This is a genomic window from Ottowia cancrivicina, from assembly GCF_029813755.1.
GTDB classification, from domain to species: domain Bacteria; phylum Pseudomonadota; class Gammaproteobacteria; order Burkholderiales; family Burkholderiaceae_C; genus Ottowia; species Ottowia massiliensis.
The window spans coordinates 1-13,091 of sequence record NZ_JARVII010000013.1 but is presented as its reverse complement, the minus strand read 5'-3'; the positions used below and the strand labels follow the sequence as shown (position 1 = coordinate 13,091).

At 67.9% G+C, this 13,091-nt stretch carries 12 protein-coding genes; all 12 read right to left on the bottom strand.

The annotated features are described in order from the left end of the window. Positions 1-147 precede the first annotated feature (147 nt). Positions 148-285, bottom strand: a complete 138-nt coding sequence (locus tag QB898_RS07460) for an entericidin A/B family lipoprotein (RefSeq protein ID WP_082203227.1) — start codon at positions 283-285, stop codon at positions 148-150. A gap of 218 nt (positions 286-503) precedes the next feature. Beyond that, positions 504-2,009, bottom strand: coding sequence for a 3-isopropylmalate dehydratase large subunit (leuC, locus tag QB898_RS07455; protein ID WP_050715676.1), 1,506 nt, complete (start codon positions 2,007-2,009; stop codon positions 504-506). 82 nt (positions 2,010-2,091) lie between these two features. Then, the gene (locus tag QB898_RS07450; protein WP_050716537.1) at positions 2,092-3,054 is read right to left on the bottom strand and encodes a LysR family transcriptional regulator; all 963 of its coding nucleotides are present in this window, start codon (positions 3,052-3,054) and stop codon (positions 2,092-2,094) included. A 139-nt stretch (positions 3,055-3,193) separates the two neighbouring features. Beyond that, positions 3,194-3,910, bottom strand: coding sequence for a Bax inhibitor-1 family protein (locus tag QB898_RS07445; RefSeq protein WP_279524437.1), 717 nt, complete (start codon positions 3,908-3,910; stop codon positions 3,194-3,196). A gap of 359 nt (positions 3,911-4,269) precedes the next feature. After that, a complete protein-coding gene (gene gspN, locus QB898_RS07440; RefSeq protein ID WP_102283147.1) occupies positions 4,270-5,181 on the bottom strand; it encodes a type II secretion system protein N in 912 nt (303 codons plus the stop codon). Then, positions 5,178-5,708 carry a type II secretion system protein GspM gene (gene gspM, locus QB898_RS07435; protein WP_279524436.1) on the bottom strand — a complete coding sequence of 177 codons (531 nt, stop codon included), beginning with the start codon at positions 5,706-5,708 and terminating at the stop codon, positions 5,178-5,180. The genes gspN and gspM overlap by 4 nt, the downstream gene beginning before the upstream one ends. Next, positions 5,705-6,955, bottom strand: a complete 1,251-nt coding sequence (gene gspL, locus QB898_RS07430) for a type II secretion system protein GspL (protein ID WP_279524435.1) — start codon at positions 6,953-6,955, stop codon at positions 5,705-5,707. Before gspL ends, gspM begins: the two co-directional genes overlap by 4 nt. A 308-nt stretch (positions 6,956-7,263) precedes the next feature. Then, the gene (locus QB898_RS07425; RefSeq protein WP_279524434.1) at positions 7,264-8,220 is read right to left on the bottom strand and encodes a hypothetical protein; all 957 of its coding nucleotides are present in this window, start codon (positions 8,218-8,220) and stop codon (positions 7,264-7,266) included. Positions 8,221-8,434: 214 nt separating this feature from the next. Beyond that, on the bottom strand, positions 8,435-8,914 hold the full coding sequence (locus tag QB898_RS07420) for a putative toxin-antitoxin system toxin component, PIN family (protein WP_279524433.1): 480 nt from the start codon (positions 8,912-8,914) through the stop codon (positions 8,435-8,437). Next, positions 8,911-10,221 (bottom strand): THUMP domain-containing class I SAM-dependent RNA methyltransferase, encoded by a 1,311-nt coding sequence (locus QB898_RS07415; RefSeq protein ID WP_279524432.1) that lies wholly within the window; start codon positions 10,219-10,221, stop codon positions 8,911-8,913. The genes QB898_RS07420 and QB898_RS07415 overlap by 4 nt, the downstream gene beginning before the upstream one ends. A gap of 179 nt (positions 10,222-10,400) precedes the next feature. Beyond that, entirely contained in the window at positions 10,401-12,227 is a 1,827-nt protein-coding gene (locus QB898_RS07410) for an ABC transporter ATP-binding protein (protein ID WP_279524431.1), read from the bottom strand. 57 nt (positions 12,228-12,284) lie between these two features. Further along, on the bottom strand, positions 12,285-13,091 hold an 807-nt coding region (locus QB898_RS07405; RefSeq protein WP_279524430.1), incomplete at its 5' end, for a YwqG family protein.

Below are 13,091 nucleotides of genomic sequence, written 5' to 3'. Positions count from 1 at the left end.
AAGGAGCAAATCCAAAGAGGGGAAAACGGCGCTCGCGCACTGTCCACCAGGACATCATGCTATGGAATGAAGAGCGGAAACGAAGAACAGAAACGGCCCCTTGCCCTGCGTGCTGCGCCAGGAGGCGCGGGCAAGAGGCCGCGCCGTTCAGTGGCGGTCGGCGGCGCGTTCGATGGCGCGGCCGCCCGCCTGCACGTCCTGGCCAAGGCCGTGCACGGTGTTGCAGCCGGCCAGCGTGAGGGCGGCCAGCAGGGCGGCAAAGAGGGCGAGGGTGGCTTTCTTCATGGTTCTCTCCTTTGGTGAGTGGATGTGCCGCCGCGCGGGGAGCGCGCGAGGCTTGCGTGGAGCTTTCTTCTCGTGCGGCGGCATGGGCATTGTGCCTTTGGGCCGGGCTGGGCCGGCGCGCTGGTTTTGGCGCTGATTTCGCTCCTGCTTCCATAGCGTGATGTCCTGGTGAACAGTGCGCGGACGCCGTTTTCTGGCTCCTGAATTTGCTCTGCTTTTTAAACCGTTTCACTGGCATGAGGCGCGGCGCGCGCGTCGTCTGCGCCCAGCTCGCGGATGTCCACGAAGTGCCCGTGCAGCGCGGCGGCGGCGGCCATGGCGGGGCTGACGAGGTGGGTGCGCCCGCCCGCGCCCTGGCGGCCTTCAAAGTTGCGGTTGCTGGTGGAGGCGCAGCGCTCGCCCGGCTCCAGGCGGTCGGCGTTCATGGCCAGGCACATGCTGCATCCGGGTTCGCGCCACTCGAAGCCCGCTTCGGTGAACACTTTGTCCAGCCCTTCGGCTTCGGCCTGCCTTTTGACCAGGCCGGAGCCGGGCACAACCATCGCCAGCTTGACGTTGGGCGCGAGCTTGCGGCCCAGGCGGCGGATGACGGCGGCGGCTTCGCGCATGTCTTCAATGCGGCTGTTGGTGCAGCTGCCAATGAAGACTTTGTCGATGGCGATGTCGCGCAGCGCCTTGCCGGGCGTCAGACCCATGTAGGCAAGCGCGCGCTCGATGGCGCCGCGCCGCGAGGCGTTGGCTTCTTGCGCGGGGTCGGGCACGCAGCCGTCTATGCCCAGCACCATTTCGGGGCTGGTGCCCCAGGTGACTTGCGGGACGATTTGCGCGGCGTCCAGCTCCACCACGGCGTCAAAGTGCGCGCCGGGGTCGGAGTGCAGGGTGCGCCAGTAGGCCACGGCCTGCTCCCATTCAGGGCCGCCCGTGAACTGGCCGGTGGCCGCGTCGGTGCCGGGGGCCAGCAAGCGGCCCTTGAAGTAGTCGATGGTTTTTTCGTCCACGGCCACCAGCCCGGCGCGCGCGCCCGCTTCAATGGCCATGTTGCACACGGTCATGCGCCCTTCCATGCTCAGGGCGCGGATGGCGCTGCCCGCAAATTCGATGGTGTAGCCCGTGCCGCCTGCGGTGCCGATCTTGCCGATGATGGCCAGCACGATGTCTTTGGCGGTGATGCCGGGGGCGGCCTGGCCTTCCACGCGGATGAGCATGTTTTTGGCCTTTTTGGCCAGCAGCGTTTGCGTGGCCATGACGTGCTCGACTTCGCTGGTGCCGATGCCGTGCGCCAGCGCGCCGAATGCGCCGTGGGTGCTGGTGTGGCTGTCGCCGCAAACCACGGTCATGCCCGGCAGCGTGGCGCCGTTTTCGGGGCCGATGACGTGCACGATGCCCTGGCGCTGGCTCAGGAAGGGAAAGTAGGCCGCCGCGCCGCTGGCGCGCACGTTGGCGTCCAGCGTCATGACCTGCTCGCGGCTGATGGGGTCTTCAATGCCGGCCAGGCCCTTTTCCCAGCCGGTGGTGGGCGTGTTGTGGTCGGCCGTGGCGACGATGGAGCTGATGCGCCACACCTTGCGCCCCGCCTCGCGCAGGCCCTCGAAGGCTTGCGGGCTGGTGACTTCGTGTACCAGGTGGCGGTCGATGTAGAGGATGGCGGTGCCGTCTTCTTCGGTGGAGACGACGTGCTCGTCCCAGAGCTTGTCATACAGGGTGCGGGGGGCGGCGTGGGTCATGGTTTTTCTTTCTCTTGCGTGTCAAAAAAACGGGGGAAGCAAAGGCTTGAAGGAAAGGCTTGAAGGGCTTGCGCAAAGGCTTTCAGGCGGGCGGCGCATCCGCCGCCAGGTGCGCCACCAGCGCGCGGGCGGGGGCGGGCAGGCTGTCGAAGTCGCGGGCAATCAGGGCAATCTGGCGCAGCGCCCAGGCGTCAGCCAGCGGCACGCCCAGCAGGCGGCCCTGGCCCACGCCGCGCAGCAGCGCGAAGGCGCGCCCGGGCATCAGGCCCACGCCCAGGCCGTTGTCAATCATGCGGCACATGGCGGCCAGGCCCGTGACGCGCACGCGCAGCCGCACGGGCCGCCCGGCGCGGCGGGCCGCCTGCTGCATGGCCTGGCTGATGGAGCTGCCCGCTTGCAGCCCCACGTGGTCAAAGGCCAGCGTGTCGGCAAAAGCCACTTCATCGCGCCCGGCCAGCGGGTGGCCCTGCGGCACGGCCAGCAGCAGGCGGTCTTGCCGGTAGGGGCGCGATTGCAGCGGCGCGGCGCGGCCCGGCGCGGGCGGCAAGGCGCTGGCGTTGCAGATGCCCACGTCCGCCGCGCCTTCCTGCACGGCGCGCACCACGTCGGCGGACAAGTGCTCTTGCAGCTCGATCTTCACGTCCGCGTTTTCGCGCACGAAGCGCCCCAGGTCGTCGGGCAGAAACTGCACCACCGCCGAGATGCTGGCGTGCACGCGCACCGGCCCGCGCGCGCCGCTGGCGTATTCGCCCAGCGCCGCCTGCATCTTCTCCAGCCCGAACAGCGCTTCTTGCGCGTGGCGCAGCAGGCTTTGCCCCGCTGGCGTGAGCGCCACGCCGCGCGCGTGGCGCAGCAGCAGCGGCACGCCCGCCAGCGCCTCCAGCTCCGAAAGCCGCTTGCTCACGGCTGACGCGGCCAGCGCCTCGCGCGCGGCGGCGCGGCCGATGCTGCCCGTCTCCCCCACGGCCACAAACAGTTGCAGCGTGGTGAAGTCCAGGCGGCGGGCAAAGTCATGCGCGGCGGCGGAATCGGGCACGGCGGTCATGGAATTCATCTCGAAACGAGATGGCAATTCTACATTTCTTTGTTAGATATAAAAAAGCCATCTTGCTACGCGATGCCTTGCACGGGACGAGAAAAAGCCCGCCGAAGCGGGCTTTCGCAGCTTTGCAGACCGGGGCGAATCAGTCGTTGTTCGCCACGCCCAGCAGCACCAGCAGGGACTGGAACACGTTGTAGATGTCCAGATACAGCTCCAGCGTGGCCATCACGTAGTTCGTCTCGCCGCCGTCGATGATCCGCTTGATGTCATAGAGCATGTACAGGCTGAACACGATGATGGACAGCGCGCACAGCCCCATCAGCAAGGGCAGCGAAGCGCTGCTGGAAAACGCCGCCAGCAGCGCGCAGGCGATGAAGCCCACAAACGTGATGGCAGCGCCCACCGCCAGCCAGCGCCCCAGGCCGGACAAATCGCGCTTGATCACGCTGGCCAGCGTCGCCATCACGGCGAACACGCCGGCGGTGCCGCCCACGGCCGTCATCACCACCGCCTCGCCGTTTTTCATGCCCAGCACAAAGCCCAGCAGGCTCGAGAGCATCACGCCCATGAAGAACGTAAAGCCCAGCAGCAGCGCCACGCCCGCGCCCGAATTGCGGTTTTTCTGAATGGCCCACATGAAGGCGAACGCGCCGCCCAGAAACACCACCAGCCGCAGCCAGCCCGTGAACACATAGCCAATGCCCGTGGCCATGCCCAGCCACGCGCCCAGCACCGTCGGCACGAGCGACAGCGCCAGCAGCCAATAGGTGTTGCGCAGCACGCGGTTGCGCTGCGCGGCGAAATCCGCGCCAGCGGAGCCAGCGGCGTAATCGTTCAGAAATCGGTCGTTCAGGCTCATGCGCAATCTCCTCAAAAAAGGGGGTAACAAAAGGGGAGCGGCATTGTATGCAGCCGCCTGCGCCCTGCCGCGCAGCGGCGGCGCGCGGCTGGTGGAAGCGCCAGGCTTGCGGATGGCCCCGCAGCCTGCCAGGCTACATCAGAAACAGGAGCAAATTCAAGGGTATCAAAATGCCGTCCCGCGCAGTTTCCACTAGGACATATTGCTATGGATAAAGGAGCAAGAATAACGGGGCGCGTTTCACGCTCCCTTGCTGGCTTGGCCCCGTTCATTCGCGGCCAGCGCCGGTTCAAAGCGCGGCCATGAAAGGCGGCGGGTTGGGCTGCACAGCACAGGCCAGCCTTGCCGCGCGCGCCGCGCTACCCGAAGGTGATGACGGCCTTGTTGTCCTGGCGGCGGCCCAGGATGTTGAGCAGGTTGAGCAGCTGCGCCTCGGTGCCCGGCGTGGCTTCAGCCTGGCCGGTAAAGCGCAGGCGCTGGCCGACCCACTGCCCGCTGCCAGACAGCAGCAGCGCGCTGCCGGGCAGGCTGGACAGGCTCAGCGAGGGCGTTTCGCCGCCCGTGAGGGTGACGCTGTAGGAGCCTAGCGGCTTCAGGGGCGAAAGGCGCGAAGCCACCTGCCGCGCCGTGGCCCCGGCCTGCCCTTGCAGATGCAGGCGGCCCTGCACCCAGCCAAAAGAAAGCCCGTGCGTGCGCAGCGTGATGTCGCCTTGCAGCTGCACGGTGTTCCACAGCGTGCCCAGGCCGGCAAGGAGGGCGGCGGGCCAGGCGGACTGGCCATCTTCCACGGCCACCTGCACGCCGCCCCACTGCCAGCGCACGCGCGCGGCCAGCGGCCCCTGGGGCGTGCAGCAATCGGCCTGAAGGCGCACGCTGGCGGCCAGCCAGCCGGGAGAAAGCTGCCACTGCACGCGGCCTGGCAGCGCCACGCGGCCACGGCTGCCCTCGCCGCCTGCGAGCATGAGGCGGGCCGAGCCGCGCCAGACGGTGCCATAAGGCTCGGCCAGCTGCACCATGCCGCCGCTGCCTGCGCGCACGGCGGCAGCCAGCCAGCGGGCGGGCGCCTGCCAGACGAGGGTGACGGCCAGCCCGATGAAAGCCCCGGCCAGGGCCGAGCGCCACGGCGCGCGCGGGCGCGGGCGGGCCAAGGCCGGGCGGGCGCGGCCCGCGCCCAGCTGGCTGGGGCTGAAGCCCGAAGGAAATTCGGAATGCCCAAAGCCGGAATGCCCGGACGGGGCAAAGTCTGCGAAGCGCGGCTTGCGGCGGCTCATGCCGGCGGCAGGGCGAGGGTGATGGAGCCGTCCCACACGGCGGCGCTGCCGGGCGGGCTGCCCGCCGGGCGCGTCAGGCGGGCCTGGGTGGGCACGGCGCGGGCGTTGGCGCGTGCCTGCTGCAGCCACTGCGCCAGCGCGGCGGCGGGCGCGGCCTTGAGGGTGAGCGTGGCGCGGTCGCCCGTGATGCTCAGGCGCGCGGCCGCGCCCAGCGTTTGCTCAACCGATTCCTGCAAGGCGCGCTGGGCCTGGCCCGGGGCCAGCCGGGGCATGGCCTGCAAGGCTTCGGCCTCGCTCTTGAGCAGCTGCATCTGCTGCCAGCGCGCCTGAAGCGCAGCGCGCTCGCCTTCGGCCTGCCGCAGCGTGCGCGCGGCAGGCGCCAGCGCCAGCTGCCACAGCAGCGCGCCCAAAACCACGGCGGCAGCCAGCAGCACCAGACGGCGCTCGCGCGCGTGCAGCCTGGCCCAGCCCGCCGCAGCGGATGCGGCCAGCGCCGCAAAGGCAGATGCCTTCCCGCTGCGGCTCATGGCTGCGCTCCGGCGGATGCGGCTTGACTCACGCGCAAGCCGCCTTCCACGGCTTCGGCCTGATAGCCCAGCGGGCGCAGGTGGGCGGCGGCATCCTGCAAAGCCGCGCCGTCCAGTTGCAGGCCCTTGAGGGTGAGTTCGCCCGTGTCGTATTCAATGGCGGCGGGGCTGCCCGCCTCTGGACGGGCCAGCAGGGCCTGGCCCAGCGCGGCCAGCATCGGCTCCATGTCGCGCGCAGAAGGCGCGCCGGTGGCCTGGCGCAGCGCGGCCACTTCGCGCTCCATTTGCACGGGCGCATCCACCACGGCCCGCACCTGGGGGAAGGTATCGGTGAGCACGGCGTCGATGCGCGCGCGCAAGTCGCGCAGGCTGGCGCGCTCGTTCCACGCCCAGGCGTTCAGGCCGGCCAGATTGGCCAGCAGCGCCAGCGCCAGGCCCCAGCGGGCAGGCCGCCACACGCGCTCATGCAGCCAGGCGCGCCACAAGGAAGCCAGCCGCTTGCCCGCGCGCGCGCGGGTGTTCTGCGCCAGATCGAGCTGGGCCAGGTCCCAGGCGCTGCGGCCCGCCAGCAGCAGGCGCTCGGGCTGCGGCAGCAGCGCCACGCCCCCGCCCAGCAGGCGCTCGGCCATTTGCGCCACGGCAGGCTCGGCCTGCACGGCGGCGTCTTCAGGCAAGCGGCCCGCATCATCCTGCGGCAGCAGCGCCAGGGCGGCGGGTGTGAAAGGCAGCGCCTGCACGCCAGCTTCCACGCCCTCGCCCGTGATCAGCGCCTGGGGCTGGTCTGCCGTGCCGGTGATCAGCAGCGAAACAGGGCCGTCTTGCGGCGCGGCCTCGGGCACGATGCGGCTGACGGGGCGCTGCGCCGCTTCCAGCGCGCTCAAATGCGCCTTGAGCCAGGCGCGGTCGCACAGCGCCACCCAGCACTCGCCGCCGCCGCCGCGCGCCGAAGGCTCCAGCGCGAAATGCAGGCGCGCCGCGTCTTCCAGCAAACGGTCTTCCAGCAACCCTTCCAGCGCAGGGCGCAGGCGGGCCGATCCGGGGCCGACGCCCTTGGGCAGCGCCACGCGCTGCCAGGCCAGCCGCGCAGCAGGCGCGATGGCCACCACCTCCACGCCGCGCCCGGCCGGCGGCAGCAGCGTGGCGGCCACGCCGCTGCCGTGGCGGGCCACCGTCAGGCCGTCTTGCGAGGTGACGTAGGCATAAACGCCCGGCGGGCCAGGCGGCAGCATGACTAGAAGCAGGCTCATGGGCGGGCGATTCTATTGAGGGGCCATGCCAGCAACAGTCCGCGCACGGCGCAAGCGGCGGATGAACCTGGCCATTTGCAGGAGAAGCCGCTTGCCGCCTTACATCAAAAAAAAGGAGCAAATCAACGGCATGAAAAATGCCTTGTGCCGCTTTATTTACCGGAAAAGTTTGCTATTGATGAAGTAGCAAGAACCTTCTTTCCTCCCGCCTGGCGACCCGGTTGCGCCGGCCCGGAAACCGGCAAGCCCCGCCGGGCCATGCAGCGCCAGCGGGGCTTGTGTGCGGGGGACAAAAGACGAGGCCGTGCTCAGCGCAGCGCGGCATCCATTTGCGCGATGAACTCGCTCAGGAAGCGTTCGATTTCCTGCTGCACATAGGCATTCGGGTCATTGATGGCCTGGGCCTCCTTGTCGTTTTCAGGCACGCCCGTGCCTGCCAGGGCTTGCGTGACCTGGTTCATGTCGCTGTTGCCAAACAGGATGGGAAGCTCTTCCTGCATGGTCTGCCGCCCTTGCTTGCCAAGGACTTGCTCCATGCCGTCTCTCATGGCCGCGCGCCAGACGGATGTGCCTGCGCGGGCCAGCCCCTGGGTGGCGCCGGGCACGGCGCTTTCCACCTTGGAAGCCACGTGGCTGGCAAAGCTGTGGCCCAGGGAGCGCGTGGCGTCATGCAACACGCTGCCGAAGCCTTCCTGAATGGAGCGAGCCACATCCAGCGCGCCGCGCGACAGGCCCGTTTGGGCGCGCGACAGCTGGCCTGCCGCCAGATCGCCCAGCGCCCTGGCGGCAAAGCCGGGCAGTCCTTTGCTGGCCGCCAATTGCGCCACGCCTGTGGAAAAGGCGCCGGCGAACGTGCTCTTTTGGGTGCTGGCCAGACCGTCAGCCAGCGCCAACGCCGGGCTGGCAGCGGTCAGCGCGGTGTAGGCGACATCGGCGAACCGGCTGTGAACAACGGAACTGGGAACCCCCAGCCTGGTGGCAAGCCGCCCCAGCAGGCTGCCAGCAAAGGAGCCTTTGGGCGCAACTCTGTCCGCAACTGAATTGAATGCGGCCTTGACGGCGCTGGCCACGTGCGAGAAAGCAGCGCCGATTCGCGAGGCCGGGCTGCGCGCCGCCGTCCTTGATGCCGACCGGGCCGCCTTGCCCCGGCTGGCGCCCGAAGAATGACCGGAAGAATGTCCACGGCCCGCGCCACGGCTGCCGCCTGCGCCACGTCCGCCGCCTGCGCCACCCGCGCCGCCCGATCCACCTTTTCCGCCTGCCATGATGTTTCCTTTCGTGAAAGTTCAAGAGAGTTGAAGCAGCCGATTGGATGACTTCTCCTGCTGGCATGGCAAGCTGGTGCGGTTACCAGGCTGTGCATGCATACAGCCACATACTTACCCTGGTTCCGGCATGACCAAAGCTGCGCACACGGCGCCTGCCAGGGCATGCGCAATGGGGGAAGGCAGGCGCTGGACGCCGCATGCGGGCAGGCAGTCAGACGCCGCCGCTTTTCAAGATTTGTTGCGAATGGAAGCATTTGTTTGCCGTTTGGCCTCGCGCTTCATTCACCGCATTCCACCGCTGCGCCACGCGTGCGCCCAGCGGGGCCAGGCGGCGGGCGGTGGCGAGCACGCGGCGGTCTTTGGTCAGCAGCGTGGCCTGGTGGGCCAGGGCCAGGTCGATGAAGGGCTGGTCGTCGGCGTCGCTGCACAGCACGGGCGCGCGCGGGGCGGCGGGCAGCAGGCGGGCCAGGTTGTCGAAGGCGGCCAGCACTTGTTCGGCGGCGCAGTGGCGGGCGGCGAGTTGCTTTTGCAAGGCGGCGTAGGTAAGCACGCGGGCCAGTTCGCTGCGCATGCCTTGCGTGGCCAGCCAGCGCGCTTGCCCGGTTTGCAAGGCGGCGCGCACGCTGGCGGCGGCCGGTTCGTCAAACAGCAGCAGGTCCAGCGCCCAGTTGGTGTCGATGACCAGGTTCATGCGGCGGGGCCGGGGGCGTTGGCCGGGCGGCGGGCGGTGAGTTCAAAGCGCAGCAGGCGGCATTCGATGGGGCCGTTGAACAGGGGCACGCGGCGGCTTTCTTTCAGGCGCAGGCGCGCGCTCAGGCGGGTGTCGGGCGTGAGCAGCCAGGCGGTCCAGCCGCCAAAGTGGGTTTTCCAGTGCTGGCTGAGTTGCTCGAAAAAGTCGTGGGCACTTTCTTGGCCGGGGCTGTTTTCATCGCCCCGGCGCAAGGTGGCGGTTTGGAAGGTTTCGCGCCCCTGGCCTGTTTTCCAGCCCGTTTCTTTTCCGGCGCCAGCTTTGCCGGCGACGGCGATGCGCTCGCCGTAGGGCGGGTTCATGAGGATGAGGCCCGGCTCGGCGCATGGCGGCTGGCGCTGGAGCGCGTCGCCGCCGCGCAGTTGCACGGCTTGCGCCACGCCGGCGCGTTCGGCGTTGCGCTGGGCGAAGTCCACCATGCGGTGCGACACGTCGCTGCCGAAGATGCGCGGCGCGGCAGGCGCGGGCCGGGCGGCGGCTTCGGCTTCGTCTTTCATGGCTTGCCATTCGTCGCGTTTGAAAAGCGGCAGGCGCTCGAAGGCGAAGCGCCGCTGGCCGCCGGGCGGCAGGCCCAGCGCCAGTTGCGCCGCTTCGATGACGATGGTGCCGCTGCCGCAGCAGGGGTCATACAGCGGCTGGGCGGCGACTGCACGCCGGGCGGGCTGCCACCAGCCGCTGGCGGCCAGCATGGCGGCGGCCAGGGTTTCCTTGAGCGGGGCGTCGCCTTTGTCTTGCCGCCAGCCGCGTTTGAAAAGCGGCTCGCCGCTGGTGTCCAGCAGCAAGCTGGCGTGTGCGCCGTCCAGGTGCAGGTGAATGCGCACGTCGGGCTGCTGCGTTTGCACGCTGGGGCGCGCGCCGCTGCGCTCGCGAAAGCGGTCGGCAACGGCGTCTTTGACGCGCAGGGCGGCAAATTGCAGGCTTTTGAAGGCGCTGCCGCGCGCGGTGACGTCCACGCGGAAGGTGTGGCGCGTGCCAAACCAGTCTTCCCAGGGCACGCGCCGCGCCAGCGCGTAGAGCGCGTCTTCGCTTTCGCACGGCGCGTGGGCCAGCTCCAGCAGCACGCGCTGCGCCAGGCGGCTGTGCAGGTTCAGCCGCATCACGTCGCGCCAGCGGCCGCGCGCATAAATGCCGCCGCGCTCGATCAGCAGGTCTTGCCCGGCCAGGCCGGTCAGGCCGTGCACTTCATCGGCCAGAAAGTCTTGCACGCCTGCTGCGCAGGGCAGAAAGAGGGTCAATGCTTCATCGCTCATGCAAGGCATGGTAGGCCAAGCCCCGCCTGCCGCGCGGGCAGCCGGGCGGGCTGGATTGCCGTGGCGCGTTTTTTATCAAAAACAGGAGCAAATTCAGGTAGGTCTTAAACCTGCCTTGCGCACATTCCACTAGGACCTCATGCTATGGATACAGGAGCTGATACGGCCCATCCTGAAAGCTACGCCCGCCACTGCTTGGCTTGCTGCTGGGCGCGCCACAGGGCGGCGTAGCGGCCGTTTTTTTGCAGCAGCTCTTCGTGCGCGCCCGCTTCCAGCGCGCGGCCCTGGTCGATCACGATGATTTGCCGCGCGCCCACGATGGTGGACAGGCGGTGCGCGATGACGATGACGGTGCGCTCTTGCACCAGGGTTTCAATGGCGCGCTGCACGGCGCATTCGCTTTCGGTGTCCAGCGCCGCCGTCGGCTCATCCAGCACGACGATGGGCGCGTTTTTGAGCAGGGCGCGTGCGATGCTGATGCGCTGGCGCTCGCCGCCCGACAAGCGCCCGCCTGCTTCGCCGATGCGCGTGTGCCAGCCTTGCGGCAGGCGCTCGATGAAGTCCAGGCACTGGGCGGCGCGGGCGGCCTGCCTGACTTCTTCGTCGCTGGCTTCGGGGCGGGCCATGCGGATGTTGGCCAGCACGGTGTCGTCAAACAGGTAAACGTCCTGAAAGACGACGGAGATCAGGCGGTTGAGCGTTTCGGGCGCGATGTGGCGCACGTCCACGCCGCCAATGCGCACGCTGCCCGCCTGCGCGTCGGCGTGGCGCATGAGCAGGCGGGTGACGGTGGTTTTGCCCCCGCCCGAGGGGCCGACGAAGGCGGTCATGCTGTGCGCGGGCAGCGTGGCGCTAAAGCCGGAAAGCACTTTGGGGCCGCCGCTGGCGTAGGCAAAGTCAATGCCTTCAAAGGCGATGTCAAAGCGCAACGGCGTTTGCCCGGGCGAAAGCTGGGGCAGCGGCGGCACGGCCAGCAGGGTTTCGATGCGCTCCAGCGCGGTTTCCATCAAGTCCAGCGTGGAAGTGAAGCTGATGAAGCTGGAAAGCGGCTCGGCAAAGCGCGCCAGCATCACGGCCACGGCGGCCAGCACGGCCACGTTCAGGCTGCCCTGCACGGCCCAGCTCACGCCGGCGGCCATGACCAGCAGCAGGCCCACTTCCACCACGCTGGCAATCAGCACATTGGGCTGGCTGCCCTTGCGCTGGCTTTCGGCTTGCAATTGCTCCAGCCGCGCGAAGCTTTGCTGCAAATGCGCCGCGCGCGCACCGGCGCTGCGCGCGGCGCGCAGCACGGGCAGGCCCTGCGTGTACTCCAGCACATCGCCGCTGCAACGGGCATTGGCCTGGGCCAGCGCCCGCATGCCGCGCGCGTAGGCCCGCCTGCGCCAGCGGTACAGCGGCGCCAGCGCCGGAAACACCAGCAGCATGGCCAGCCCCAGCCGCCAGTCCCAGGCCAGCAGCGCCAGCCCCGCCGCCAGCGGCGTGATGACGGCTTGCGCCAGCAGGTTGAACACGATGAGCGCGTGGTTCAGGTGCTCGTCCACATTGCCCAGCACCACGGCATTGACTTCGCCCGTGCGCTTGTCCTGCAACTGCAACAGGGGCATGCGCCGCAGCTGCTCGCCCAGGCGCAGGCGCAGGCGGTGGCCCACTTCGGCCATTTGCCCCGTGTAGTCAAAGCCTTGCGCGCGCCAGCGCAGCACATGCGCGGCCAGCCCCAGCGCCGTCAGCGCCCACAGCCAGGGCAGCGCCTGCCGCCAGCGGGCATCTGCCGCACTGCTGGCCACACGACTTGGCATATCGCCCGCTTCCGGCAGCAGCGCCACAAACAGCGGCGCCATGCACGCCAGCGCCAGCCCCTGAAGCGCAGCCGCCAGCCCCAGCCCGGCGATGCTGCGCCGCAAGGCCGCCGCATGCGGCCCGGCGCTGCGCATGAGCCGCTGCCAGGTCTGGCGCAGGGGCGTGACGGATTCGGCGGCCGTGTCCACGGATTCAGTGACGTTCATGGCGTTTTCCTTGCATTGGAGATGTCAGTTCTGAAAAGCATTGTTTCTCTGCCTCATTCAATAGCACTGCCATTCATAAAGCACTCTTGAAAAATCGCGCTGACGCAAATCGCGCGGGTGGATATAAAAATGGCAGGCGCCGCAATCTCCCCATATCACGCCATTTTTATCATCGCCGTCAATTTGCAGAAGCAACACGTAATCGCAGTAACCATTTCTGCGTTCATCATATTGAATACAATTGCCATAACCTCCAAGCCTGTGGCCGTCCCATTCAAGCGTCCTATTGAAAATATCATGGAAATCCTTGAGTGATGCTGCGCGGGAAGCATCCTGCAAGAAATTTTCATTCACCTCCGGCACTCCCTGACCAGTGAATTCCAGGCCGGGTTCATCCAGCGAAGCAAATTTCTGCTGCAAATCAAAGCGCATGGCGCAAGGGCTTGTGAATGGCATTTGAAACTGTATTTCAGAAGGCGCAAACAATCTCCTGAACCAGCTTTTTGATTCGGGTTTGGGTTGGTCATTCAAAAAACCGAAATCATGACTCAGCCCGGCGGCTTCCAGCAAAGGAGCCGGGTGATAGATGACGCGAAACCCGTCCGGCCGGGCCGGATCGTCAATGTTCATGCCCCACATATCCGGTATTTCAGGATTGGGGACGATGAAAAACTGCAAAATCCCCTCTTCCGGAAAATCCGGCAAAGGCGGCGTTTCGGCAAAATTGATTTGCGCCAGTAAATGCAGCGGGCGGCCTTTCGCATTGCGCGGGTATTCCATGTCTTTCGGCCAATAGGGCTGTCCGCCCAGTTTGCTTTGCCAAACCGTCAAATGTTCAGCAGGCAGCAGGGTGATTTCCGCGCA